Origin of the sequence: Polynucleobacter sp. MWH-UH35A, assembly GCF_018687075.1 — a bacterium.
GTDB lineage: Bacteria > Pseudomonadota > Gammaproteobacteria > Burkholderiales > Burkholderiaceae > Polynucleobacter.
In genome coordinates this window covers 1,453,728-1,478,905 of the sequence record NZ_CP061285.1, presented here as the reverse complement: position 1 = coordinate 1,478,905, position 25,178 = coordinate 1,453,728, and the positions used below count along the sequence as shown (strand labels likewise).

Genomic DNA, 25,178 nt, shown 5'->3' with positions numbered 1-25,178 from the left:
AAAAGATGATTCAGTGTAATTTATATCTTGATAGCCTGAATAACAGGTAATTCATTTATTGATAACAAAGGGGTCCTAAGACCCCTTTGATTTAATACAGACGCTCTTGAAACTCTTAAGCGGCAACCGCTTCTTCTGGCTCGGCAACAGATGAGCGAATCAAGTAATCAAATGCACCGAGAGATGCTTTTGCGCCTTCGCCCATTGCAATAATGATTTGTTTGTATGGAACTGTCGTGCAATCACCGGCGGCAAATACGCCTGGTAATGAGGTTTCACCTTTGGCATCAACGATCACTTCACCATGTTTAGAGAGGTCAATAGTGCCTTTGAGCCAATCGGTGTTGGGCAATAATCCAATTTGTACAAAGATGCCTTCAAGCGCGATCATATGCTCGGTATTATTGATGCGATCAAGATAGCGCAAGCCATTTACTTTGCCGCCTTCGCCCAATACTTCTTTGGTAAGCGCACTCATGATGACGGTGACATTTGGCAGGCTTGCCATTTTCTTCTGTAGGACGGCATCGGCACGCAGTTTGCTATCAAACTCAATCAAGGTGACATGGCTAACAATGCCTGCTAAATCAATTGCTGCCTCAACGCCAGAGTTCCCGCCGCCGATTACAGCTACACGCTTGCCTTTAAATAAGGGACCATCGCAGTGGGGGCAGTAGGCGACCCCTTTGCCGCGGTATTCCTGTTCGCCAGGAACATTCATTTCTCTCCAACGTGCTCCAGTACTGATGATGACTGATTTACTGCTCAAAACTGCACCATTAGCCAATTCCACTTCAAGTCCATTTGCGGTTTTACGCAATGCATTAGCGCGCTGCAAGTTCATGATGTCAACTTCATAACTCTTCACATGCTGCTCAAGTGCTTGAACTAGTTTTGGACCTTCGGTCTCTTTTACAGAGATGAAGTTTTCGATACCCATGGTATCCATTACTTGACCACCAAAGCGTTCAGCAACGATACCGGTGCGAATACCTTTCCGTGCGGCATAAATTGCAGCAGCAGAACCAGCAGGGCCACCACCAATCACTAACACATCAAATGGATCTTTAGCGGAGAGCTTTGCAGCCGCCTCCTTGGGGCTGGCAGTATCGAGCTTGGCAACAATCTCTTCAACACTCATGCGGCCTTGACCAAATACTTCGCCATTCAAAATCACGGTTGGTACGGCCATGATTTGGTATTGATCTACCAAGCCTTGGTAAAGGGCGCCGTCAACCATTTCATGAGTGACGTTTGGATTGAGGGCTGCCATCAAGTTCAAGGCCTGCACAACGTCAGGGCAGTTGTGGCATGACAAGGAAATGAATGTCTGGAAGTTGAGTTTTGCATCAAGTTTGGTGATGCGCTCAATGATTTCTTGCTCAACTTTTGCTGGGTAGCCACTCGCTTGCAGGATTGCCAAGATGAATGAGGTCATCTCATGACCCATAGGCAAGCCTGCAAAAGTAATGCGTGCTTCGTGATCTAACGTGCTAACGGTAAAACTAGGCTTGTGTTCGGCAGCACCATCTGTTTTGACAATGATCTTGTCAGATTGCTCAGCCACTTCGTTTAAGAGCTCTAGCATTTGCTTTGAGCTATCGCTGTCATCCACGCTAGCTACGAGAACGATTGGGCTAACAATCTTTTCAAAATACACCTTTAGCTGAGATTTGATATTGGTATCGAGCATGATGAATTCCTTGGTATTTTTAGGTGAGTCTATTGGGCAGGCTCTTGTCCTCTCCAATAGACTCTCTTAAGAGAGTCTATTGTTTAAGGCTTTAACTTAGATCTTGCCTACGAGGTCTAGAGATGGTGTCAATGTAGCTGCGCCTTCTTTCCACTTCGCTGGGCAAACTTCGCCTGGGTGCGCGGCCGTGTACTGTGCAGCTTTTAGCTTGCGCAATGTTTCAGACACATCACGAGCGATTTCGTTTGAGTGAATCTCTGCAGTCTTGATCACGCCCTCTGGATTAATGATGAATGTGCCACGTAAAGCCAAGCCAGCTTCAGGGATGTGAACACCAAAAGCATTTGTCAATGTATGTGTTGGATCGCCAACGAGTGGGAACTTTGCTTTTCCAACGGCAGGTGATGTCTCATGCCAAACTTTGTGTGAGAAATGAGTATCGGTTGTCACGATATACACTTCTGCACCTAGCTTTTGAAATTCAGCATAGTTCTCAGCCGCATCTTCGATTTCTGTTGGGCAGTTAAAAGTGAAAGCTGCTGGCATGAAAATCAGTACTGACCAGTGACCTTTGAGAGTTTCATCAGTAACGGTGACGAACTTGCCGTTATGGAATGCTTCAGTTTTGAATGGTTGTACTGCGGTATTGATAATGGACATACTGTGCTCCTAGTGTTGGTTAATGAATTGCGTTAGTAACTTTTGCAACTGTACGAATTTTGAACCTCACTTATTTATTTGTCTAATGAATAAATTTGATATTTATGATCGATTTTATAGATAAACATTCTTTTGCGCCTTACCTCTTGGGGTTGTTGAGCCATTAATAGGCTTCTGGGCGCGCATGAATGGCTTAGGGCGTCCTTCAGCTATAGTGCTTCTATTTAGAAAATAACGTCATAAATGCAACTTTCGGGTGGCATTGCCTTTCATGAAAATACTTTTATCGCTCCTCTTAAGTCTTTTTGTTTCAGTAAGCTGGGCTGAAGACTTATTGGTTCCGATTTCAAAATTCGACAATGATTCACAGCAGCTGACTGATAGTAGGGTTCTGGAATTTTGGGGTTATCACAACTACGATGGCAGCGATAACTATCAAAATATTCTTAGGATGCGGTTTTACAACCCTTTAGAAGCGGGTGATTGGCGTGGGCGTATTCGATTTGATACTGCTTACGCATCAAACTACAACTCGATTTCATCTGCCAATAATGCTGGGCAGTACAGTGCAGGCAATACCTTGATCACTATCTGGGGGCAGGACCGTACTTTCCTAAAACCCCTAGGAGCATTGGTTGGTGGTCGTGTGATATTCCCATTTGGCAATAATGGGCAGTGGGCAGTGGGCCCTCAACTAGGGTGGTCTTTTGTTCCAGAGGTAACTAGCTTGCTTCATGTAACGGATTTTTCTCCGCTGGTGCGTTATATGTATGGTTTCGATGGAAAAAACAATAGTTTTACAGCCAACCCAAATCAGCCTCCATTAATGCGTACGTTGCAGCTTTTTCCTACTATTGGCTTTCAGCTATCTCCAAACACGATGTTGCGTTTTTGGGATGAAAACGGGGCAGTCTATAACTCAGCCGGAGGGGGCTGGTTTGTGCCAATTGATGCCATGGTGACCCATCGCTTTGCAAAACAGTGGGTTTTTGCTGTGGGCGCCAGCAAACAGGTCATCCAAACCTATCCCCAATACGAATGGTCTACTTACGCAAAAATCTCATATAACTTTTAGCGTTTAAGCCCAGCCCAATTGACCTTGCAGTCTATAATGGCACTCAAAATTAGCATCAATTATTTACCTCTTAACCCTAGCTTATAAAATCATTATGAATAAGAAAATTTTGGCAGCAATTTTCACGGCATCGACAGCTTTAATAAATATGAGTTTGGCTCATGCTGATGAGAGTCTCTCGCCGCTCCCAAAAGTTTCTGATGGGTGGCGCTTTGAAGTGACTCCTTATGTGTGGGCTCCAGGCATTAAAGGCACATTAAACTTTAACAATAGTCTCGCAAAGTCTGCGGACATGAATTCCAGTAACGTGCTGAGCGATTTAAAGTCTGGCGGCATGATTGCTGCTGAAGCGCACTATGGAAGCTGGGGCATTATGGGCGACCTAGTTTCGGCAACCTTGCAAAACTCTGGATCAGTTCCTGTTTATGGTGGCGCTGCTCATATTGCCGATAAAGTTACTTTGCAACAAACCGTGCTCACTGGTGCCGCAACATATACTTTTGTAAACAGCAAGGATGCTTATGTTGATGGATTGTTGGGTGTTCGAGCAATTGATATTACTGCCACATTAAATGGCAACTTAGATGGTACGAACATCTCAAAAACGATTTCCAGTAAAACTTCTACAGTCGATCCGATCATTGGTGCCAAAGGGCGCTATCGTATTGCTGACTCTAGTTGGTATATTCCTGCCTACGCTGATATTGGCAGCGGTGGGGGCACTACAAATCTGACATGGCAGGTAGCGGCTGGTGTTGGCAAAACCTTTAATAGCTTGATTGATGCTTCATTGACCTATCGTGCGCTCTACTACGATATGAAGTCTGGCGCCGTTCTGCAAAAAACTACTATGCAGGGCCCACAGCTCTCAGTGACATTTAAATTCTAATTTTTACTTATTAAAGATACCCACATGTTTACAAGACTTTTAATCACCGCTTTGTCGGTAACTGCAATATCTGGTGTTGCATACGCTCAAGATATTCCGGCACGGGCTGGGACTGTTGCTGCTGAGCAATCAGGTGCTTTAACCCCAGTTAAAAAAGAAGTTGATAAAGAAGACATTGCCAAGAAGTTAGCAAATCCAATTGCGAATATGATTTCCGTGCCACTGCAGTACGAATTTAGTCGTGGTGTGGGGCTTAATCAAGGTGGCTCAGAGCAAACACTGTTATTTCAGCCGGTGATGCCATTTAATTTAGGCGGCGGCGATACTTTTATTGTGCGTCCGATTGTTGCAGGGGTAAGAGAGACCAGTATTGAATATGCTCCAGGTCGTTCCTACTCGGGTTATGGGATTGCTAGTGTCACGCTCGAATCTTTCTATGCTCCCAATACGAATTCTTCATGGATTTGGGGTATTGGCCCCTATGCTCAGTCTCCATCGGGCAATAGCGGCAAGTTTGGTTCCCAGCAAACTGGCGCAGGTGTAACTGCAGTGGTCCTCAATCGCCATGGTCCCTGGACTTATGGTCTTTTAGGCTACCAATCTTGGAATGTGGGTGGTAATCCAGCATTTGGCACCCAAAATAATCTGTTCGGAGAGCCATTTTTGGCATATACAACACATGATGCTTGGACTTATTCAGCCAATATGGAGGCGACTTATAACTACGATACGCGTCGCACTTCAAATCCTCTGTATGCGGGTGTTTCCAAGTTGATGGTAATTGATGGCGTGCCACTGTCTATCGGTGCAGGCCCAATTTATTACGTCAGTAACACACCGGGTGGTCCATCAGGCTGGGGTGCTCGTGCTACAGCAACCTTGGTTATTTTGAAGTAACCAATACCTAAACAAAACACCTCGCATTAGTTTCTAGGTAGCGAAGCCAACCCTTGGGTTGGCTTTTGCTTTGTGACTGGGTTAATTCATAGCCACTATGTCTGAAATAAGATTGATGGCTAATGCAAGTAAAGATGCGTTAAATGCAAAAGCAGTCATTCCTTGAATCATGACCAAAAACCGAATTCTAGAACTCGCAATATTGACGTCCGCTGTTTGGCAGGTCATGCCGACCACAATAGAAAAGTACAGAAAGTCTACATAAGTTGGTCTTGGTGTAGATGCAAACTGCAGTGGTGCAACTTGCGATTTTTCAAGCTCTTGGTAGTAGACATGTGCATAGTGCAGGGCAAATGCAGTGTGTACATACAACCAAGAAATTACATAGGTCGCTAACACCAGCCCAATATGGCGCATTGCTATATTGCCTGGAAGTGTTCTGATATTTGAAAAAATAATCACAATGGTCACCAAGCTCGCTACTGAAGCCAGCACGATAATGAGCAGGATCATGGGTGCGCCATCATCTTCTTTTTTTGAGAGATCAAGAATATTCTCCTCAGTGGAGAAGTACATCATGATGTATGTCAGTATGAGGTAGAGGCTCCCAGCAAGCACCCATGAGAGAGCTAAGCGAACAACTTCACTCTGGCTGGCTGGAAGCAAGAAATAAGATCCCAATCCAGCAAACGCAACAATGCACATTCTTTGAGTTGCGCCAATTTGGTGCCAGTATTGAGTCCAGAAGGATGCTTTCATAGTGGGTCTAGTATGCCTTTAAAATAGAAAGAGCAAAAATAAATACGAGGATTTAGATTGAAGTCAAATATCAAAAGTTGGACGCTGGTAGCGGGCGCGCTTGTTATTTTGGCTGCTTGTATTTTGTCTTATATATTGACTAAGCCTGCTGAGGCCGATGTATCGTTCCTAAACCAGTTTTTGATGCCGATGACTATTCAGGTTGCATAAGTTCTTTTTCAATAATTTCTTTGAGTATTTTTACAATGACCAACCCATTCAATACGCTTTCTAAGTGCATATTAGTTTCCATACTTGCCTCAGCATTTTTGGCGGGATGCCAGTCTACTGGTCAAGACGGCAAGCCGCTCACTCCCGCAGAAATCATGCAAAAGCGTGATGCCACATTGAAGATGTCTAAGACTGGCCTGGATGCCTTGATTAAACAAAAGCCAGAAGTTCAAAAAGAGATTAATCAGGCTGCTGGCTATGCGGTTTTTACTACCACTAACGTGAATATTGTTTTGATAGTGGTTGCCCGTGGCGAAGGTGTCTTGTTTGATAAGCGACGCAAAGATCCAATTTTTATGCAGGCGCTTAAGACGGGTGAAGGTCTAGGGGCGGGCTACCAAAATCAATATCAAGTGGTAATCTTTAAGACGCCTGGCGCTATTGATCAATTTTTATTGACTTCGATTGATGGTAATCAAGGGGGGATTGACGTAGATGCGAATTTCTCCGCTGGCTCGGGCGGCACAATTCGATCTTTCAATCCTGAAATCACTTTTTACACAGTAGGCCTCTCCGGATATGATCTTCAAGCTAATTACGGTGGAACCCTCTATTTAGTAGATCAGCAACTCAATGATGCGGCGACTTTAAATAGCCTGCCTAAAAAGAAGTAGTTCGTAACTCATTTCTTCTAAGTCCTGGGTGGAAACAGTCAGGGCTTTTCATTTGACGGGATTGATCTACTGGTATTCCTCTATAGAAACTCGCCTGAACCGGAGTAGATTGGTGTATGACTTTACCCATCTGAAAGGTCGATATGAGCAAAAAACCATTTAATATGAATGCGATGGCGGGGCAACAAAGAGCTGTGGATGCCACCAAAGCTGCTGGGCGAGTAGCAATCGAAAGTGCCCAGGCGATTGCGCAGATTAATCAACAAGCTACGCAAGAATTGGCCGAAATGATACAGAAGCGGGTATCGGAGCTGATGAAAACTCAAGACCCAAAAGCTGCCTTTGAGTATGTTCATGCAGAAGTCTTGCAAGATGCTGCCAAAGAAATATCTCATTATCACAATCAATTATTGCAAGTACTCAAAAGTGGTAATAAAGAGTTAGCCGAAATTGCAGAGACCATGATTCAGGAATCCAAGGCTGATCTCATTCACTTTGTGAATGATGCAACTGATAATGCACCGCTGGGTAGCGAGGCTTATGTATCGGTATTTAAGACATCCTTCAATAGCGCACTACAAAATTTTGAATTGATTCGTGCCGCAATGGCCGACTCTTTTACAAATTTTGAGAAGAGTGTCGAGAATGTGAGCAATCTCGCAACACCTAAAAATGCACCTAAAAAGAAGGGGTAAGGCTTTAAGAAGATTAATACTGCTGCTGAAATTGCAGGGCGGTTTTGATGGTCTGAAAATGAATCTCTACAGTAGATCCAATTTCTTTGCCATAGCCGCCCGCCATTGAAAGGGCGACAGGCAACTGTCGGTCTAGAGCATACTGAAACACCATTTCATCACGCAGGCGCATTCCCTCTTGGCTGATTTTTAATCTCCCCAGTCGATCGCCTTCATGGGGATCAGCACCAGCTAGAAAGATGAGGCAGTCTGGCTTAAACCTCGCATCAAGTTGATCAAGGCATTTCTCTAGGGAGTGCAAATAGGTTTCATCATTGCAGCCATCCGCCAAACCCAAATCAAGATCACTCTCTTCTTTTTTAAATGGAAAATTATTTTCTCCATGAATAGAGAGGGTAAAAATGGAATCATCGTTTTGCAATATTGATGCAGTGCCATTACCTTGATGTACATCCAGATCAATAATGGCAATTTTGAGAGATGGATTAACTTCTTTTTGCAGTGTTCGTGCCGCTATCGCCGAATCATTAAATACGCAAAATCCACTTCCAGCATCTCGATAGGCATGATGGGTGCCGCCAGCTAAGTTAGCAGAAATTCCTTCTTGTAAGGCAGTTTTAGCAGCGGCTACTGTGGCGCCTGCAGAGCGACGTGAGCGCTCCACCATTTGCTCACTCCATGGAAAGCCAATCTCCCTCTGTTCTTGTGGGGATAGTTTTCCTTCAATTACTCTAATAAGGTAACTTGGGTCATGGGCATACAGAATTTGCGTATCAGTTGCTGCTGGTGCTTCTACAAGCCCAACCTTTTCTAAGGTAGCCACCAAATCCCGCAAGCGAGAATACTTTTCCATGGGAAAGCGATGACCTGCTGGCAGAGGTAAGACAAAATGGTCGGTATAAAAGGCCTTCACACTTGCTTCATACCTCTCTCGCATATTCCTTCAGGACATCTAATGGCACCGTTTGCAATGCTTTGATGTGAGTGCTTTCTAATTTGATAAGTGGGGCGCAATTTGCATGGAGAGCTTCAACCCAGCGATTGATGCACAAGCACCATTGATCCCCTGCAACCAAACCAGGAAATTGATATTCTGGCCTTGGCGTAATGAGATCATTCCCTTTGCGCAGGCTAAATTGCAAAAACGCTTCGGTCACGATTGCGCAAACTAAGTGGCTACCAACATCTTCTTCATTGGTTTTGCAGCAGCCATCCCTAAAAAATCCCGTTAATGGATCAAAGGAGCAGGGAATGAGGGGTTCGCCAAATACATTTAGCGCAATATCTTTTTGCATATCAACCTGAAAATGTTTGTGTCAGCCAGTTTATTAAATAAGCCGTAAACTTGCTCAATCATGACTCAATTAGAGAAACTCACCTTGTTTTACGATGGTGCTTGTCCTTTGTGCCAGGCTGAGATTCTGTTTCTGTCCGGCCGCAATCAAGACAATCTATTGGATTTTGTTGACATTAACTCAGATCAGTTTGATCCGCAAAAAGTGGGCGTCTCTTGCGAAGCTGCTTTGGCTGCGATGTATGGTCAGTTTGCAAGTGGCAAATTGATTCAAGGTGTTTCTGTTTTTCCTGAAGCCTATCGTCGTGCGAATTTGCCTCGTATGGCTAGGTTCTTTTCAAGCAAACCGCTACAACCATTTTTTAAGCTTGGTTATCTATTTTTTGCCAAGAATCGGCATGCTATTTCTAGTCTTTTGGGGCCGGCAGCTTTGCGTTTAGTGAGATCCAAATCAAGCCCATCATGAAAACCGCACGCCTTATTCTATTTGCAGTGTTTCTGAGTTTTCTAGTCCCCGCCAGCTTTGCTCGTGAGCCTTTGGATTTGCCTGCGCACTTAAGTGCTGCAAAACTTCAAGGCAGTGGGCGATTAACTTGGTGGGGCCTGCATATTTATGACGCCTCCTTTTATCGACTCGGATCACTATCCTCTCCTGAGTTTGCGTTAGAGATGCGTTATGAAAAATCCTTTTCTGGAGTTTCTATTGCCAATCGGAGCGTTGAAGAAATGAAGCGCATTGGCGTGCCGGATGCTCAGGCAGCACTTTGGGGAAGGGAGTTAACTGCCTTTTTGCCAAATGTGGAATCTGGACATACATTGACTGCTATCTATTCGCCCAAGCAGGGGACGACTTTCTATCACGATGGAAAGCAAATTGCACAAATCCCTGGCCCTGAATTTCCGAAAGCATTTTTCGGCATTTGGTTGGATCCTAAAACGAGTGCCCCAAAGCTTAGGACGGAATTGCTTGGACAATCTTGCCCGCCACCAATTTTTAATGAGGCTTGCTAATCAATGAAACCTATTTTCAATCGCTTTATATTGCCCGTCTTGTGTGCGCTGCTTTTGGTTTCATGTTCTTCCTCACAAGTTTCTCAATATGCTTCTGAGAAACCGGCCCTAGATTTAAGTGAATATTTTTCCGGAACAATCAATGCCTATGGCATCTTTACCGATCGCAGTGGTGAAGTGAAAAAACGCTTTACCGTTTTAATCAAAGCAAATTGGACAATGGTTGATGGAAAAAAAGTCGGTATCTTAGATGAGAGTTTTGAATACTCTGACGGCACCAAACAAAAACGTATCTGGACATTAACTGAGCAAGCCCCAGGGCAATATCTGGGCAGAGCCGATGACGTGGTGGGGGATGCTCAGGGTCAACTAGCTGGAAATGCACTGAACTGGACCTATACCCTTGCCTTACCAGTTGATGGCACTATATATAACGTTCAATTTAATGATTGGATGTACCTCGTCACCCCTAATGTAATGCTCAATAAGGCCAAGATGAGCAAGTTTGGGATTGAATTAGGTGAGGTCACTTTGAGTTTCTATAAGCGCTAAGCAAAAGCGCACGATTTGTGTCACACTTTCCTAAAAGTCGCCGTTGAGCGCCTAATCTAAGGAGATCCAAATGAATCAGAAATTCAAGCAAGTTTCAATTACGCTGGAAATCCCAGTTTGATTAAGTAATCACATCCCTTCAATAAATCATTACATACAGGGCATTGCATGAGAATCGAAGATACCGATCCAGCACGGCACGCAGGGATTGAATATCCTATGGAAGTAGGTGCCCCTGTATTTGCACCTATCAAGGTTACCGAAGAAAAAGATAAGGCAGTGAACGTAGCGCGGCAGAATGCCAAATTGGAATACGACCGCATTATGGAGCAGGCTGAAGTGCTAATGAAGCAAGCTAATGCTTTGCAAGCCAGGCTTGATACAACTGAGATGGTACATAGCGCCAAATTTAGTTTTAACCCCATCCACGGCAAAATTTATCATCTCTACTACGATGCTAGAAATAGCACCAATGTATTAATTCAGAATGGGCCAAAAGAGTGGAGTTGCGGTATTCCAGACGGCTGGACATACTCAATGGCTGTTAAGAAGTTGGGTGACAGTACTTGGGCGGTGATCGAAGAGGACTCTCTTGATGCCCTTACAGTATGATGTTTTTTTCAATAAAAAAATAATTAGGTGACATGTGACAAAAGCTCGAGTTGTTAGTCTTAATCAATTGGGTGGCGCTGACGTAATCCAGGTAATCGATAAAGAATTGCCGGCACCTGCTAAGGGTGAGGTGCAGATTCGTCAAACTGCAATTGGATTCAATTTTATTGACGTATACCAACGCTCTGGTATCTACCCGCTAGAGTTGCCTACTGGCTTAGGTCATGAGGCTGCTGGTGTGGTCGAGATTGTTAGTGAGGGCGTTACAGACTTCAAGGTTGGCGATCATGTTGTATATATGAACGCTGGTATTGGCGCCTATGCAAGTGCGCGTAATGTGGCGGCCGATAAATTGGTTTTGATTCCTAACGGCATATCAGACGAAGTGGCTGCCGCTGTTTTCTTTAAAGCAATGACGGCTCAATATCTTGTGCAAAAAACTTATAAAGTAAAAGCTGGTGATGTAGTGCTTGTTCATGCTGCTGCTGGTGGTGTTGGTCAAATCTTGGCTGGTTGGGCAAAAGCTTTGGGTGCCTTTGTAGTTGGTACCGTTGGGTCACCAGCGAAGTTTGCAGCAGCTAAAGAAGCGGGCTGCGATGCGGTGGTTGACTATTCACAAGCCAATTGGATTGAGGAAGTTATTAAAGCTACTGGCGGCAAAAAGGCTAATGTAGTTTATGACTCTGTTGCGAAAACGACTTTCTTAGGTTCTTTAGAATGTGCAGCTCCTTTTGGTACGGTTGCTTTGTTTGGTGCGGCATCTGGACCTGCCCCAGAGATTCAGCCTGAAATCTTAAATAAAAAAGGTTGCCTATTTTTGACGAGACCTTCTGTGTTTCCACACAATGCAACTTCTGCTTTATTGAAAGAAAATGCTAAAGCAGTATTTGATGCAATAGCCAAAGGGCAAGTTAAGGTGCAAATTGGTGCCAAGTTTTCTCTAGAGCAAGCGGCCGATGCTCATCGTGCTGCTGAAGGGCGAAAAGTTTCCGGTGCAATTGTGATGACGCCCTAAGCTTAAGCGGTCTAGTGTAGATGAGCCCCGTAGCAACATTGCGGGGCTTTTTTTATCGCTCAATCAGTCGTAATATGTAAGTATGAAAACACTACTGAAAATCATTCTTTTAGCCCAGTTAATTTTTCTGAGTTCTTGGTCTTTGGCACAAATTCCAGATACACAATATTCAGGGGGAATTTCTTACATCACTGGTGGCGTAGGCGAAGGTGAGACAACCGCTATTCTTTCCGAGTCAAAGCAGTGGCCCCTACTATTAGAGATGTCGCAAATTGAAAATGGTAGAGGGGTTTGGATATTTGGAGCTGGTATCAAAATCATCAACTCCAAGAATCAGATTATTTTTACTGCCCAAGCAGATGGTCCCTTTATGTTGATTAATCTTGAGTCTGGTGATTATGTGATTGAGGCAACATATCAGGGCGTGATGCAAAAGAGGGCGATCTCTATAAAACCGGACTCCCCACAAAAGATTTCGCTATTCTGGAAATAAATATTTAGAAACATCGCATTGCATCCCCGCCTGAATGGTGGGGTTTTTATTGTCTGCGCTTGCAATTAGTTTGCATTAGTACTAAACTAGTCCTAATTAGTACTTTTTAGGATAAAAATGCATTTTTTACCCACCCTTAGAAACCTTGTTTCTGCGTATCAATCATTTGAGCGGTATTCAGCGCCCGATCTAAAGGCGATGGGAATGACTACGACTCAATTCGATGTAATTGCAACATTGGGCAATCAGCCGCCTATGACATGTAAGGAGTTGGGCGAAAAAACTCTGGTTACTAAGGGAACACTTACGGGCGTGCTTGAGCGTCTTGAGGCAAAAGGAATTTTGGAGCGGAAACTCAATCCAGAAGATGCGCGTAGTCAGATGATTGGTTTAACAAAAGAAGGTCAGAAGTTATTTGAAAAAGTATTTCCAGCGCACCTTCGGCATTTAGAAAAGGCATTTTCAAAATTAAGCAAAAGCGAATTAGAAGAGGTTACTAAGTCTTTAGTGACTATCAATAAAATTTTTACAAACTAATTTATTAACAGGAGTAAACATGAATGCAGCATCAAAACCATTAGTGTTATTCGCCAGAATCTTGATATCGGCTATATTTATTTCGGCAGGCTTTTCAAAGATCATGGGATTTGACGGAATAACGGCCTATATTGCATCTCAAGGTCTTCCAATGCCGATGGTAATTGCGGGCTTCACAATTACCTTAGAAATCCTTGGTGGGCTCGCCATTGTTCTTGGTTATAAAGTCCGTGTTGCCGGCCTGCTATTGGGTTTATTTTCGATTCTCGCGGCCTTTATATTTCATAACTTCTGGGCTTTTCCTCCGGAGCAGGCTTATATCCAAAATATCATGTTTATGAAAAATCTCAGTATGGCTGGCGGACTGTTTTTATTAACTGTATTTGGCGCAGGTGGATACTCCATTGACGCAAGATGTGAAGCAAAGAAGTAAATAAAGCAAAAATTTGTAAGCTATTTTTAAAGGAAATTAGAAATGACAAAAATCGCCGTGGTATTTCATAGTGGTTACGGACATACAGTAAAACAAGCAGAGGCAGTTGCAAAAGGCGCTAACGCTACATTGGTGGCCATTGATGCCGAAGGTAATTTGACCGACGCACAGTGGGAAACAATCAATGCAGCAGACGCAATTGTTTTCGGTTCTCCAACCTATATGGGAACGGTGAGCTGGCAATTTAAAAAGTTTGCTGATGCAAGCTCTAAGCAATGGTTCTCTCAACAATGGAAAGATAAAGTCTTCGGTGGCTTTACGAACTCAGCCACCATGAATGGTGATAAGCATTCCACATTGCATTATTTCTTTACTTTGGCAATGCAACATTCTGGTTTGTGGGTGGGCACTGGACTAATGCCTTCCAACTCCAAAGCCGCTAAGCGTGATGACATTAACTATGTTGGTTCGTCCGCTGGTGCGATGATGCAAACCCCTTCAGATGCGAGTGCTGATGAGGTCAATGCTGGCGACTTAGAGACTGCCAGACTCTACGGACAGCGTATTGCAGAAATTACTAAGCGTCTTAAGTGATCTGCGTATGAGCTAAGTACTTGATTTGATGGAAAAAACCACCTTCGGGTGGTTTTTTCTTTGTTGCTCGACTCGGTTTATAATTTCATAAGTAATTGAATTGAAAGGGATTATTTCCTTAATTCCACTTTTGCTGGTTTGACAGTCCCTAGGGGCTCTTGGACAATGCCTGGGGTGGTTTGAATCAAGCCATTGCCCTACATGACAGTCGATATTTCTTCCCCCTCTAGTAATCTGGCCTTTGCGCTTGAAGCGCAAGCGCTTTGCTGCGTGCGTGGTGAAAGACGTTTATTTCAGAATCTCAACTTAACAGTCTCCAGCGGGGAATGCCTGCACGTGCGAGGTGAGAATGGTGTTGGTAAAACGAGCTTACTGAGACTGCTGACGGGTTTAGCTGCGCCAGAGTCTGGGGAGATTTTGTGGGGTGGTCAATCTATTACTCGGGACGTTTCTTCCTATCATCGCGAGCTATTGTTTTTAGGGCATCGCGATGCCCTAAAAGAGGATCTCACCGCATTTGAAAATCTAGAGCTCTATGCTGCCCTTGATGATATTCACCTACCAGGCGACAAAGCTTTAGCTGCACTCTGGCGTTTTGGCTTACGAGGGCGCGAGCACTTGCCAGTTAATTGTTTATCGGCTGGACAAAAGCGCCGTGTTTTGATGGCTCGTATGCTGACTCGTCAAGCGAAGTTGTGGATTTTGGATGAGCCATTTAATGCGCTGGATATTCATGCGATCAAAGCTTTACAAGGGCTTATTACTGAGCATGTAGAGCAAGGTGGGTTGGTAGTTTTAACCAGCCATCAAGAAGTGGATCTACCTCATGTGAGGGTATTGGATCTATGAAAGCCTTGTTCGCTATCATCCGCCGTGACTTGCTCTTGGTGATGCGTCGCAAGAGCGAAGTGCTCACAGCTCTCTTCTTTTTTGTCGTTGTGACTAGCCTGTTTCCGCTGGGTATTGGTGCAGATGCGGCCTTGCTGCGAAAAATTGCACCAGGTGTTCTTTGGGTTGCAGCATTGCTATCAACCTTGTTGGGGTTGCACCGTATGTTCGCAGCAGACTATCAAGACGGCTCATTAGAGCAGCTTGCTTTATCGCCCCAGTCTATGATGCTTCTGGTGAGTGGAAAAATGATTGCCCATTGGGTGGTGTGCGGCTTACCACTCGTCATTTTGGCTCCAATTATTGGTATTCAGTTTGATCTGGATGCTAGCTCTTTATATGTGCTGATGGGCACTCTCTTGTTGGGTACACCAGTGCTATCCTTGATAGGCTCTATCGGTGCAGCATTGACCTTGGGGGTCAGAGGAAGCAGTGTTTTGCTGAGTTTATTGATTCTGCCTTTATACATACCCGTGCTGATTTTTGGCGCAGGCGCTGTTTATGCCAATAGTGTTGGTTTGGATGCATCAGGCCATTTTTCATTGCTAGGCGCATTATTGATTTTGGCTTTAGCATTTGTTCCTTGGGTTACTAGTGCCGCTGTAAAGATTGCGATTGAATGAGTCAGGTAAATAATTTTTCTAATCACCGTTTAGTTAACTGGTTTAAGTTATCTAGCCCGAGTACCTTTTATCCGGTGGCGGGTAAGCTCATTCCATTCTTTTGGGCGCTCACTTTTCTCTTTGGCGCTGCCGGTTTGTGGATCAGTTTTTTTGTTGCGCCGGTTGATGCTGTTCAGGGGCAGGGCTATCGGATCATTTTTATTCATGTGCCCGCATCATGGATGTCTATGTTCATCTATTTAGTGATGGCCGCATGGGCAGGGCTAGGGCTTGTGTTCAATACGCGCTTATCTGCCATGATGGCGCAAGCCCTTGCTCCAATAGGCGCATGGATGGCATTCCTATCTTTGTGGACTGGAGCATTCTGGGGTAAACCTATGTGGGGTGCTTGGTGGGTCTGGGATGCACGCCTGACTTCAGAGCTCATTCTCTTATTTCTGTATCTCGGCTTTATTGCTTTACGGGCATCTATTGATGACCCTCGTCGAGCTGATAAGGCGAGTGCCATTTTGGCATTGGTGGGGGTAGTGAACGTGCCGATTATTTATTTCTCGGTGAAGTGGTGGAATACCTTGCATCAGGGAGCCTCTGTTTCATTAACTAAGGCGCCTGCCATGGCTCAAACCATGCTGTGGGGGATGCTTTTGATGGCTCTGTGTTTTTGGGCATACTCCATTGCAGTTGCCTTAATGCGGGTAAGGGCAATCATTCTGGAACGCGAGTCCCATGCCGATTGGGTGAGACAATTAAATGAGGTGAAAAGCTGATGTGGAATAGCCCTTCTGAGTTTTTTGCCATGGGTGGTTACGCACTGTATGTGTGGAGCAGTTTTGGTATTTGCGCACTTGTGTTGGTATTGGAACCCCTATTGGTGCGTGCTCGATTTAAAGCGATTGTTCGCAGATTAAAGCAAGAGCAATTTGCGGAGCAGTTTGATAAAGAGATTAGTCAGTGAAGCCTAGACATAAACGTGCAGTGATTATTGTTGCAGCGCTGGTCGCTATCGGCGTAGCCGCACTATTAATTCTGAATGCACTTAATAGCAATATTGCCTTGTATGTAACCCCGAGTGAGGTGGTTGCTGGCAAAGCACCTCAAGGGCAGGCATTTCGAATTGGCGGCATGGTTAAGGACGGTTCATTAAAGCGCGATGGTTTAACAGTGCATTTTGTGATCACCGATCTCGTAAAAGATATCCCTGTAGCTTATACCGGCATCCTTCCAGATTTATTTAAAGAAGGTAAGGGCGCAGTGATTCAAGGTCGTATGAATGCAAATGGTGAATTTATTGCTAGCGAAGTATTAGCTAAGCATGATGAGAACTACATGCCTCCAGAAGCTAAGCATGCCTTGGATCAGGCTCAAAAAAATGGCAGCAACAATGGAAGCGCTAAATGATTCCTGAGTTTGGGCATTACGCATTAGTTCTAGGGCTTTGTATTGCTTTAATTCAAGGGGTATTGCCCCTGTTGGGTGCGCACTTCGGTCGCCGCGACTGGCTGGTTCTGGCGCGTCCTGCTGCGCAAACCGTTTTCTTATTGCTTGCCATTGCCTTCGGAATACTGGCTTGGAGTTTTTACGTCAATGATTTTTCTGTGCTCTATGTTGCCGAGCACTCGAACTCACAGTTGCCGGTTATCTATCGATTGGGTGCAGTCTGGGGTGGTCACGAAGGTTCGCTACTGTTGTGGATCTTTTTGCTTGCTACATGGACTATTTTGGTTGCGCAGCTATCTAAGGCGCTGGATGACTTTATGGTGGCGCGTGTCATCGGTGTATTGGGCTTGGTTACCAGTGGCCTACTGTTGTTTGTTCTAACTACTTCAAATCCCTTTGAGCGTTTATTGCCAGCAGCGCAAGATGGCCGCTCTTTAAATCCACTTCTGCAAGATCCTGGTTTGGTCTTTCATCCACCGATGCTCTACATGGGTTATGTTGGCTTCTCAGTAGCATTTGCCTTTGCAATCGCTTCATTGTTATCAGGAAGATTAGACGCCGCATGGGCGCGTTGGTCGCGTCCTTGGACTACTGCAGCGTGGGTTTTCTTAACCCTGGGTATTGCCCTTGGCTCCTGGTGGGCGTATTACGAATTGGGTTGGGGTGGCTGGTGGTTCTGGGATCCCGTTGAGAACGCTTCATTTATTCCATGGCTCGTTGGTACCGCCTTATTGCATTCTTTGGCGGTTACTGAAAAGCGCGGTGGCTTCAAGAGTTGGACTGTGCTCTTGGCAATTACGGCATTCTCTTTGTCGCTACTAGGCACCTTCCTAGTTCGCTCTGGTGTGCTGACTTCAGTGCATGCATTTGCGACTGATCCGCGTCGCGGCATTTTTATCCTCATCTTTTTGTCACTAGTGGTTGGATCATCTCTAATGTTGTATGCATGGCGTGCACCGAAGAGCTCTATGGGCGGTAAATTTAGCTTGAGCTCTAGAGAAACATTTATTTTGCTTGGCAATGTCTTCTTGGTGGTCTCGGCAGGATCAGTTTTGCTCGGTACCCTATATCCATTACTGATTGATGCTTTGCATTTAGGCAAGATTTCTGTAGGGCCGCCTTATTTCAACAGCGTATTTGTTCCTATCATGGTTCCCTTGTTGGTATTAATGGGTATTGGTCCTTGGGCTAGCTGGAAGCAAAGTAACTTGCTAACGATCATCAAGCGCCTATGGCTTGCTGGATTGATTGCTCTCATTGCTGGTGTAACGATTCCATTGATCATGGGTCAATTTACTTGGCTTGCGGGCATGGGCTTCATGTTGGCATTTTGGGTGATTGCTTCAGGCTGCATGCAAATCATGCGCCAAGCTAAAGCAGGTAAGCCCACACGCTCTTTTATTGGTATGCAAGTTGCGCATCTCGGTATTGCAGTGTTTGTGATTGGCATCACGATGGTCGGTGCTTATCAAGAAGAAAAAGATGTGCGTATGTCGGCTGGCGATACGGTTACTGTTGGGGGCTATCAAATTCAGCTACAAAGCGTCAATGCCGCTCGCGGACCAAATTACCAGGCAATGCGTGGCACATTTTTGCTGACAAAGAATGGCAGTAGCCAAATCAGTCTTTATCCCGAGAAGAGAAGTTATTTTTCATCCACCATGCCAATGACGGAGGCAGCGATTGACGCTGGCCTGACTCGTGATATTTATGTGTCCCTTGGTGAAGAGTTGGGTGATAAGTCTTGGGCTGTACGCGTTTACTACAAGCCATTTGTAGATTGGATTTGGGGCGGTTGTCTATTAATGGCCTTGGGCGGGGTATTGGCTATGTCAGATAAGCGTTATCGCTTGAAGTTAAAGAATAAGTTTTTATGAAAGCAAAATTTTTAATCCCCCTCTTTTTATTCCTGGGCTTAGTTGTCTTTCTAGCTATTGGCTTGAATCGCGATCCGCATGAAGTGCCCTCACCATTAATTAATAAAGCCGCGCCAGCATTTGAAATCCCGCAGTTGGCTGAAGGAAGTAAAACCTTTTCACCTGCAAGCATGAAGGGTCAAGTGTGGATTCTGAATGTTTGGGCATCATGGTGTGTTGCCTGTCGTGAAGAGCATCCCGTTTTGGTGGAGCTTGCCAAATCTCAAATAGCTCCAGTCATTGGCTTGGACTATAAAGATAAGCGTGAAGATGCGTTAGCAATGCTGGCCAAACAAGGCAACCCATACACGCTATCCGCTTTTGATGGCAATGGCCGGGTTGGTATTGACTATGGAGTTTATGGTGTCCCTGAGACCTACATTATCGATAAAGCCGGCATCATTCGCTTTAAACATATCGGCCCACTCACCATGGATTTATTAAAGCAAAAAATTTATCCCATGATTAGTGAGCTTCAGAAATCATGAAGAAATTATTGTTAGTGGCTATTTGCATCTTTAGCTTGGGCGCTGCTATGGCTAATGAAGCTGCGCCACTGGCGGATGATCCTGTTACAGAGCAGCGATTGATCAGTATTTCAGAAGAAATGCGTTGCTTAGTCTGTCAAAACGAATCTTTGGCTGGTTCACGCTCTGATTTGGCGAATGATTTGCGTCGAGAAATTCGTACTCTGATTAAAGAGGGTAAGAGTGACGATCAAATTCGTAGCTTTATGGTCGAGCGTTATGGCGATTTTGTTTTGTACCGTCCACCAGTCAAGCCGCTGACCTGGCTGCTATGGATTGGTCCTTTTGTTATTTTGTTGATTGGTATTGCGGGTTTATTGACCTATTTGCGACGCAGAAATAATAGCGTTCCCAATGTCACTCTGACTGATGCAGACAACCAAAAGATTGATGCCATGCTCAATGCGGCCGACAAGAAAGAAGGATGAATTCAGTGACCAGCTTCTTTATTCCAGCTTTACTGCTCCTGATTTTGGTCTTGGTATTGCTGTTGCGTCCCTTTATTTTTCCGTCGAAGAGTAAAGCAACATCTCGTCGCCAGATGAACGCTGTCATTTATAGGGAAGAGTTAGATAAATTGGAAGCAGAGCACGCCGCTGGCATGGTTAGCTCTGCTGATTATGAAATTGCTCATGCAGAAATGCGTCAACGCCTTTTTCAGGACACGATTGAAGAGGATGATCGAGAGATTGAAGGGTCCTCAAAGAAAACAGTCATCGGTCTGTGCATCTTTATTGTTTTGCTATCTTCCGTGCTGTATTTCTCTTTAGGCGATGTTGTTCGTGTAGCTCAAAGAAACTCTGAGAAACCAGTTACTCAAGAGGGTGTTGAAAAAATGGTGGCTGAATTTGCCACCAAGATGGAAAAAGATCCAGGCAACTTAAAAGGTTGGGCAATGCTGGCGCGATCCTATCGTATCTTGGGCCGCAACGAAGATGCTGCTAAAGCATATGCGCGCGCAGGCAGCTTTATTGATTCTGACCCGCAGTTATTGGCTGACTATGCGGATGTCTTGGCGACTAATGCAAACGGTAACTTTGCTGGCAAGCCATTGCAATTGATTAATCAGGCTCTTAAGTTGGATCCTAATAACTTAATGGCATTGTGGCTTTCAGGAACAGCAGCTTACGAGGCTGGTAATTACAAATCTGCAGTGCAGGCCTGGGAGAAGTTGGCGCAGCAAGTGCCGCCAGAAACTGAAGAGGCGCGCGCTATTCAGGGCTCGATTGCTGAGGCGCGTACTAAAGGCGGCTTAGCTTCTTCTACTCCCAAAGCTCAAGCACCCGCCGTTTCTTCAAGTAAATCGATTAGTGGCAAGATTGAATTATCCCCTGAGCTCAAATCTAAGGTTAAGCCTGGCGATGTTGTGATGGTGATTGCACGCAAGCCTGGAGAGCGTATGCCGGTAGCTGTTTTAAAAATACCTGCTAACGATTTTCCGATGAACTTTACTTTGAATGATTCTTTGGCGATAAATCCTAGTGCACCACTCTCTCAATTATCTGAGGCAAGTATCGAGGTGCGCATCTCTAAAACCGGGATGGCGAAACCAGAATCGGGAGATTTAATCTCGACAGCACAAACCATTCAGGTTGGCGTAAATAACGCTCGCTTACTGGTAAATCAAGTGCGCCAGTAAGCTTAACCTCTGCCAACAAATGGCATGTTGGTAGCCATAATGGTCATAGATAGGATATTGCTCTCGAGTGGGAGCTGAGCCATATGTAGTACAGCCTCTCCCACATGATCAACATCCATGCGTGGCTCTACTTTGATGGATTGATCAGCTTGCATAATTCCGGCGGCCATTCTTTCGGTCATCTCTGTGGCGGCATTGCCGATATCGATTTGACCGCAAGCAATATTGAATGGTCGCCCGTCTAAAGCGATTGTTTTGGTTAAACCCATGATGGCATGTTTTGTGGCGGTATAAGGCGCTGACATTGGTCGTGGAGCATGTGCTGAGATTGAGCCGTTATTAATGATTCTGCCACCTTGTGGAGATTGCGCTTTCATCATGCGGATTGCCTCTTGTGAGCATAGAAAAGCGCCGCAGAGATTGGCATTGACCACATTCATCCACTGCTCATACGTCAGATCTTCCATGGGTATAGCGGGCGCACCCATACCAGCATTGTTGAAAAGTACGTCAATACGGCCGAACTGCTTATGAAGTGCTGCAAATAATTTTTTGACCTCATCTGGTTTACCAACATCGCAGGAAACCGCAAGGCAGTTGCTTTGAGTACCGCCGATGTCCGCAATTGCTTTTTCTAGCTTATCCAAATTACGCCCTGCAAGGACAACTTGATAGCCTCCTTTAAGAAGGGCTTTTGCTGCGGCTTTTCCAATGCCGGTTCCTGCGCCAGTGACTAGGGCAACTTTGGTTTTTGCTGAGTTCATGAGGGTCTTAAAGGCTTCTAAAAGCCCCATATTATCGTGAATTATTTGATCTGTTTTGAAACCTTTTCGGATTGCGATGCTCGGGGCATAATGCCAAAAACTAAAGAGACTTTAATGAACTTCATCAAAAGACAAATTTATAACCCCTTGGCTCTAGCAGCAGCCTTTTTTGGGCTTCTTATCCTGATTTTTGGCGTACTGTGGATCTTGGTTCCTCCGCCACCGAAGTCAATTGAAATGGCCACTGGTTTCCCTACGGGGCTTTACTATCAGTTTGGCGAGCGTCTTAAAGCAGAGTTAGTTAAAGAAGGTGTAGATCTCAAGGTGCGCTCTACTGGTGGAACCTTGGATAACTTAGCGCTTTTAAATGATCCTAAATCTGGGGTTGATTTTGCGATGGTGCAGGGCGGCGTTGCTAATTTAGCTGAGTATCCAAAGTTGGTCTCAGTTGCGGGAATGTTTTATGAACCTATTTGGGTTTGGTATCGCGAAGGTGCTTTTAAAAGTGAGGGCGGTCAACTCAAGATATTGAGTCAACTCAAGGGTAAACACGTTTCAATCGGGAATGAGGGAAGCGGGACTTTAGCACTTGTTAAAGATTTGCTACAAACAAGTGGGATCACTGATAAAGAGATTGGGGCAGAAAGACTCAAGCCTGATGATGCAATGATGAAGCTTAGCAATGGCGAGCTAGATGCAGTGTTCATTGTGGCAGCAGCTGAAGCACCCATTTTGAGAAAGTTTTATTCTATCCCCGGTATACGTTTGATGAACTTTGACCAGGCTGACGCTTACACCAGGAGCCTCACCTATCTATCTAAGGTTACTGTTCCTCGGGGCTTATTGAGTATTGCACATGATCAGCCACGTCAAGATATTCAGGTAATGGCTGCGACAGCAACATTGGTTGCCCATGAAAATGTCAGTCCAGCGCTAGTCTCTCTTTTGCTAGGAGCCTCATACGATATCTTGAAATCCTATTCACGCTTACAAAAAGTGGGTGAGTTTCCATCTAGCTCTGGATTGGATTTCCCTCTGCATGTTGATGCAGAAATCTATTTAAAAGATGGTCCTTCTTTCTTACATCGTCATTTACCATTTTGGACTGCAGTATGGGCGGGTCGCTTTGTGAAGATTGTGATTCCGTTATTGGTCATTTTGATTCCTCTATTTACTTATATTCCATCAACCAAGAATTTCTTATTACGCTTGAAGTTGGCTCAGGTGTATGAGGAGCTCAAAGTGATTGAAAGAAATGCCCAAAATCCAGCCTTGAAAGAAAAAAACTTTAAAGATCTTGCTGATATTGAGAGGCGAGTTGGCAACATTAAGGTATCGATGTTGGATGCTAAAGAGTTATATGACCTCAAGGGGCACGTGGGCGAGGTCCGCGGGCGCTTGAACTTGGTTCATTAAGATAATGAAGGAATCTGTTGTGCATAAGCCTAAAATAGAGTGATGACGATCGCTGGTCTTGAGCCTCCATTAACCCCTCTGAAGCAGATTGATCAATCTTTGCGAGATGACGGTTTTGCCGTCGTTTCTGCTGAGACTGTAGCTGAGTTTAGTCATGTTGCCTTATCTGCGCTTCAGGACCTTACTCAGTTTTGGGAAAAACTGCCGCGGGATCCCTATTTAAAGGATGGCGGTCGCTATCGATTTCGTCGTCATGCCAGCTATCAGATTGAAGGCGATAAACTCGCCATTGTTCCGCATCGCGCACATTGGCAATCACTTGATTACAACGCATTGCATGGGGGGATTGAGCGGTGGTTTGAGCCAATTCAGGCGGAGCTAGTCGGCAATTCTGCTTGGCAATCAGTCTTGCTCGGACTGGCTCATATTCTGAATGGTCTAAAGCCGGTAAAAACTTGGTTTGTAGAGGCGCATCAATTTCGGATTGATACCACCGATGGTATTGGGAGGCCAACACCTGAAGGCGCTCATCGCGATGGGGTTGATTTTGTGGCCGTCTTTCTATTGGGTCGATCTGGCATTAAAGGTGGTGAGACCAGAATATTTGATGCGACAGGTTCTGCAGGCTTGCGTTTTACTCTGACTCAACCCTGGTCGCTATTATTAATGAATGATCAGCGCATGATTCATGAGTCAACACCGATTCAACCTCTCGAAAATTATGGCTATCGGGATACCTTGGTTCTTACTTATCGCTCTAACGGCTTTCAAGAATCACCTAATCGTAGTCAGCAATAAGAGTATTAAATTTACTCGGGCTCCATGCCAGCTTCTTTAATAGCCTTCGCCCACTTCGCAGTTTCTAGTTTAATTTTTTGCCCAAGTGCCTCAGGTGTGCCAGGTTGAGTTTCAAAACCGTTCGCAGAAAGTCTTTCTACAAGATCTTTTGATTTAGCGGCATTGTTAATGGCTTGATTGAGCTTGAGAATGGCGTCCTTAGGCATGCCTGCAGGGCCAAAGGCCGCAAAGAAAGCAATCAGTTCGTAGCCTTTAGTGCCTAGCGCTTCATTCACAGTGGGTAATTCCGGTATTACAGGGGAGCGCTTCAAAGAAGTTACTGCTAGGCCGCGGATTTTTCCTGCTTGTACTTGCGGTAAAGACACTCCAAAGTCCGATGTAAACATATTGACTTGGCCACCAATTAAATCAGTCATTGCATTGGGACCGCTCTTGTAAGATACCCCAGTCATTTTGATGTCCGCAAAGCTCGCTAACATTTCTGAAGAAACACGCTGGGACGTACTTGCATAAGCAAAAGTGATTTTTCCTGGATTCGCTTTTGCAAGAGATACAAAACCGTTGAGCGACTTTACAGGCATATCATTATTAACAGCAACAATGAGTGGAGCTGACCCAAAGTATCCAATCGGTGTAAAAGCAGTATCTTGGTTATAAGGTAAATTCTTCACAAGACTTTTCAGTGCGGCATTCGTGCTGTTGGTGCCTATCAGGATCGTGTATCCATCTGCAGGGGCCTTGGCCACAAAATCAGCGCCAATCAGGCCATTTGCTCCTGGGCGATTTTCAATCACTACCGGTTGACCCAAAGACTCGGACATTTTGGCTGCAAAAGCACGGCCAATTTGGTCGGTTGTGCTTCCAGGAGCGAACGGAACGATGGCTTTAATGGGTTTAGATGGGTAATTATCTGCATAGGCTATGGAGCTCAGAAAGCCAATCAGTAGGCCGACCCCAATCCGTAATAAATGAACTGCCAAAGATTTGTTTTTCATGCTGTCTCCATCATCTTTTCTGTAGTGTAGCGGGTCTATTTCTTTCTGGGCGAGTAGAATGAGTTCACGTTTCTACTAACTA

At 44.9% G+C, this 25,178-nt stretch carries 33 protein-coding genes; 26 read left to right on the top strand and 7 right to left on the bottom strand.

Annotated features, from left to right (window positions below):
* Positions 1-115 precede the first annotated feature (115 nt).
* Together ahpF and ahpC are read right to left on the bottom strand one after the other, a co-directional pair.
* Positions 116-1,693 carry an alkyl hydroperoxide reductase subunit F gene (ahpF, locus tag ICV36_RS07710; protein ID WP_215400127.1) on the bottom strand — a complete coding sequence of 526 codons (1,578 nt, stop codon included), beginning with the start codon at positions 1,691-1,693 and terminating at the stop codon, positions 116-118.
* 96 nt (positions 1,694-1,789) lie between these two features.
* A complete protein-coding gene (gene ahpC, locus ICV36_RS07705; protein ID WP_215379060.1) occupies positions 1,790-2,353 on the bottom strand; it encodes an alkyl hydroperoxide reductase subunit C in 564 nt (187 codons plus the stop codon).
* Between the two features lie 271 nt (positions 2,354-2,624).
* On the opposite strand from ahpC, the gene ICV36_RS07700 reads away from it, so the two are divergent.
* The 3 genes from ICV36_RS07700 to ICV36_RS07690 all read left to right on the top strand — a co-directional run bounded on the left by ICV36_RS07700 (position 2,625) and on the right by ICV36_RS07690 (position 5,214).
* A complete protein-coding gene (locus ICV36_RS07700; RefSeq protein ID WP_251374967.1) occupies positions 2,625-3,428 on the top strand; it encodes a hypothetical protein in 804 nt (267 codons plus the stop codon).
* 94 nt (positions 3,429-3,522) lie between these two features.
* Positions 3,523-4,317: a hypothetical protein gene (locus ICV36_RS07695; protein WP_251374960.1), complete on the top strand. Its 795-nt coding sequence runs from the start codon at positions 3,523-3,525 to the stop codon at positions 4,315-4,317.
* A gap of 24 nt (positions 4,318-4,341) precedes the next feature.
* Positions 4,342-5,214: a transporter gene (locus ICV36_RS07690; protein ID WP_215400126.1), complete on the top strand. Its 873-nt coding sequence runs from the start codon at positions 4,342-4,344 to the stop codon at positions 5,212-5,214.
* Between the two features lie 81 nt (positions 5,215-5,295).
* Here the strand turns inward: ICV36_RS07690 and ICV36_RS07685 are convergent, their stop codons facing one another.
* Positions 5,296-5,973, bottom strand: a complete 678-nt coding sequence (locus ICV36_RS07685) for a DUF1345 domain-containing protein (protein ID WP_215400125.1) — start codon at positions 5,971-5,973, stop codon at positions 5,296-5,298.
* A gap of 57 nt (positions 5,974-6,030) precedes the next feature.
* On the opposite strand from ICV36_RS07685, the gene ICV36_RS07680 reads away from it, so the two are divergent.
* The 3 genes from ICV36_RS07680 to ICV36_RS07670 all read left to right on the top strand — a co-directional run bounded on the left by ICV36_RS07680 (position 6,031) and on the right by ICV36_RS07670 (position 7,552).
* A complete protein-coding gene (locus tag ICV36_RS07680; RefSeq protein WP_215400124.1) occupies positions 6,031-6,183 on the top strand; it encodes a hypothetical protein in 153 nt (50 codons plus the stop codon).
* Positions 6,184-6,203: 20 nt separating this feature from the next.
* Positions 6,204-6,857: a hypothetical protein gene (locus tag ICV36_RS07675; protein WP_251374958.1), complete on the top strand. Its 654-nt coding sequence runs from the start codon at positions 6,204-6,206 to the stop codon at positions 6,855-6,857.
* A 143-nt stretch (positions 6,858-7,000) separates the two neighbouring features.
* Complete coding sequence (locus tag ICV36_RS07670; protein WP_215400123.1) at positions 7,001-7,552, top strand: phasin family protein; 552 nt, start codon at positions 7,001-7,003, stop codon at positions 7,550-7,552.
* Between the two features lie 13 nt (positions 7,553-7,565).
* Here ICV36_RS07670 and ICV36_RS07665 read toward each other — a convergent pair whose 3' ends face one another.
* Both ICV36_RS07665 and ICV36_RS07660 read right to left on the bottom strand, forming a co-directional pair.
* Complete coding sequence (locus ICV36_RS07665; RefSeq protein ID WP_215401602.1) at positions 7,566-8,465, bottom strand: histone deacetylase; 900 nt, start codon at positions 8,463-8,465, stop codon at positions 7,566-7,568.
* Between the two features lie 7 nt (positions 8,466-8,472).
* Positions 8,473-8,847 carry a DUF2237 family protein gene (locus ICV36_RS07660; RefSeq protein ID WP_215400122.1) on the bottom strand — a complete coding sequence of 125 codons (375 nt, stop codon included), beginning with the start codon at positions 8,845-8,847 and terminating at the stop codon, positions 8,473-8,475.
* 60 nt (positions 8,848-8,907) lie between these two features.
* Between ICV36_RS07660 and ICV36_RS07655 the strand changes: the two genes are divergently transcribed.
* From ICV36_RS07655 to ccmI, 18 genes are all read left to right on the top strand, one after another.
* A complete protein-coding gene (locus ICV36_RS07655; protein ID WP_215400121.1) occupies positions 8,908-9,312 on the top strand; it encodes a thiol-disulfide oxidoreductase DCC family protein in 405 nt (134 codons plus the stop codon).
* The gene (locus ICV36_RS07650) at positions 9,309-9,857 is read left to right on the top strand and encodes a chalcone isomerase family protein (RefSeq protein WP_215400120.1); all 549 of its coding nucleotides are present in this window, start codon (positions 9,309-9,311) and stop codon (positions 9,855-9,857) included. Before ICV36_RS07655 ends, ICV36_RS07650 begins: the two co-directional genes overlap by 4 nt.
* A gap of 3 nt (positions 9,858-9,860) precedes the next feature.
* A complete protein-coding gene (locus ICV36_RS07645) occupies positions 9,861-10,409 on the top strand; it encodes a DUF3833 domain-containing protein (protein ID WP_215400119.1) in 549 nt (182 codons plus the stop codon).
* Positions 10,410-10,577: 168 nt separating this feature from the next.
* On the top strand, positions 10,578-11,021 hold the full coding sequence (locus ICV36_RS07640) for a DUF2452 domain-containing protein (RefSeq protein ID WP_215400118.1): 444 nt from the start codon (positions 10,578-10,580) through the stop codon (positions 11,019-11,021).
* 34 nt (positions 11,022-11,055) lie between these two features.
* On the top strand, positions 11,056-12,036 hold the full coding sequence (locus ICV36_RS07635; RefSeq protein ID WP_215400117.1) for a quinone oxidoreductase: 981 nt from the start codon (positions 11,056-11,058) through the stop codon (positions 12,034-12,036).
* An 82-nt stretch (positions 12,037-12,118) separates the two neighbouring features.
* The gene (locus ICV36_RS07630; RefSeq protein WP_215400116.1) at positions 12,119-12,529 is read left to right on the top strand and encodes a carboxypeptidase regulatory-like domain-containing protein; all 411 of its coding nucleotides are present in this window, start codon (positions 12,119-12,121) and stop codon (positions 12,527-12,529) included.
* Between the two features lie 117 nt (positions 12,530-12,646).
* Positions 12,647-13,066, top strand: coding sequence for a MarR family winged helix-turn-helix transcriptional regulator (locus ICV36_RS07625; RefSeq protein WP_215400115.1), 420 nt, complete (start codon positions 12,647-12,649; stop codon positions 13,064-13,066).
* A gap of 19 nt (positions 13,067-13,085) precedes the next feature.
* Entirely contained in the window at positions 13,086-13,499 is a 414-nt protein-coding gene (locus ICV36_RS07620; protein ID WP_215400114.1) for a DoxX family protein, read from the top strand.
* A 42-nt stretch (positions 13,500-13,541) separates the two neighbouring features.
* Positions 13,542-14,093, top strand: coding sequence for a flavodoxin family protein (locus ICV36_RS07615; RefSeq protein ID WP_215400113.1), 552 nt, complete (start codon positions 13,542-13,544; stop codon positions 14,091-14,093).
* 201 nt (positions 14,094-14,294) lie between these two features.
* Positions 14,295-14,942 carry a cytochrome c biogenesis heme-transporting ATPase CcmA gene (gene ccmA, locus ICV36_RS07610; protein WP_215400112.1) on the top strand — a complete coding sequence of 216 codons (648 nt, stop codon included), beginning with the start codon at positions 14,295-14,297 and terminating at the stop codon, positions 14,940-14,942.
* Positions 14,939-15,604, top strand: coding sequence for a heme exporter protein CcmB (gene ccmB / locus ICV36_RS07605; RefSeq protein WP_215400111.1), 666 nt, complete (start codon positions 14,939-14,941; stop codon positions 15,602-15,604). The genes ccmA and ccmB overlap by 4 nt, the downstream gene beginning before the upstream one ends.
* Positions 15,601-16,371 carry a heme ABC transporter permease CcmC gene (gene ccmC / locus ICV36_RS07600; RefSeq protein ID WP_215400110.1) on the top strand — a complete coding sequence of 257 codons (771 nt, stop codon included), beginning with the start codon at positions 15,601-15,603 and terminating at the stop codon, positions 16,369-16,371. Before ccmB ends, ccmC begins: the two co-directional genes overlap by 4 nt.
* Entirely contained in the window at positions 16,371-16,559 is a 189-nt protein-coding gene (gene ccmD / locus ICV36_RS07595) for a heme exporter protein CcmD (protein WP_215400109.1), read from the top strand. The genes ccmC and ccmD overlap by 1 nt, the downstream gene beginning before the upstream one ends.
* The gene (ccmE, locus tag ICV36_RS07590; RefSeq protein WP_215400108.1) at positions 16,556-17,002 is read left to right on the top strand and encodes a cytochrome c maturation protein CcmE; all 447 of its coding nucleotides are present in this window, start codon (positions 16,556-16,558) and stop codon (positions 17,000-17,002) included. The genes ccmD and ccmE overlap by 4 nt, the downstream gene beginning before the upstream one ends.
* Positions 16,999-18,918, top strand: coding sequence for a heme lyase CcmF/NrfE family subunit (locus tag ICV36_RS07585; protein WP_215400107.1), 1,920 nt, complete (start codon positions 16,999-17,001; stop codon positions 18,916-18,918). The genes ccmE and ICV36_RS07585 overlap by 4 nt, the downstream gene beginning before the upstream one ends.
* Complete coding sequence (locus tag ICV36_RS07580; protein ID WP_215400106.1) at positions 18,915-19,445, top strand: DsbE family thiol:disulfide interchange protein; 531 nt, start codon at positions 18,915-18,917, stop codon at positions 19,443-19,445. Before ICV36_RS07585 ends, ICV36_RS07580 begins: the two co-directional genes overlap by 4 nt.
* Positions 19,442-19,912: a cytochrome c-type biogenesis protein gene (locus ICV36_RS07575; protein WP_215400105.1), complete on the top strand. Its 471-nt coding sequence runs from the start codon at positions 19,442-19,444 to the stop codon at positions 19,910-19,912. Before ICV36_RS07580 ends, ICV36_RS07575 begins: the two co-directional genes overlap by 4 nt.
* Positions 19,909-21,123: a c-type cytochrome biogenesis protein CcmI gene (gene ccmI / locus ICV36_RS07570; protein WP_215400104.1), complete on the top strand. Its 1,215-nt coding sequence runs from the start codon at positions 19,909-19,911 to the stop codon at positions 21,121-21,123. Before ICV36_RS07575 ends, ccmI begins: the two co-directional genes overlap by 4 nt.
* A 2-nt stretch (positions 21,124-21,125) precedes the next feature.
* Here the strand turns inward: ccmI and ICV36_RS07565 are convergent, their stop codons facing one another.
* Positions 21,126-21,887 (bottom strand): SDR family oxidoreductase, encoded by a 762-nt coding sequence (locus ICV36_RS07565; protein WP_215400103.1) that lies wholly within the window; start codon positions 21,885-21,887, stop codon positions 21,126-21,128.
* A gap of 114 nt (positions 21,888-22,001) precedes the next feature.
* Here ICV36_RS07565 and ICV36_RS07560 point away from each other — a divergent pair, with 114 nt between their 5' ends.
* Together ICV36_RS07560 and ICV36_RS07555 are read left to right on the top strand one after the other, a co-directional pair.
* Positions 22,002-23,303 carry a TAXI family TRAP transporter solute-binding subunit gene (locus ICV36_RS07560; protein ID WP_215400102.1) on the top strand — a complete coding sequence of 434 codons (1,302 nt, stop codon included), beginning with the start codon at positions 22,002-22,004 and terminating at the stop codon, positions 23,301-23,303.
* Positions 23,304-23,345: 42 nt separating this feature from the next.
* Positions 23,346-24,101 carry a 2OG-Fe dioxygenase family protein gene (locus ICV36_RS07555; protein ID WP_215400101.1) on the top strand — a complete coding sequence of 252 codons (756 nt, stop codon included), beginning with the start codon at positions 23,346-23,348 and terminating at the stop codon, positions 24,099-24,101.
* Between the two features lie 11 nt (positions 24,102-24,112).
* On the opposite strand, the gene ICV36_RS07550 is transcribed toward ICV36_RS07555, so the two are convergent.
* A complete protein-coding gene (locus ICV36_RS07550) occupies positions 24,113-25,096 on the bottom strand; it encodes a tripartite tricarboxylate transporter substrate binding protein (RefSeq protein WP_215400100.1) in 984 nt (327 codons plus the stop codon).
* Between the last annotated feature and the right edge of the window lie 82 nt (positions 25,097-25,178).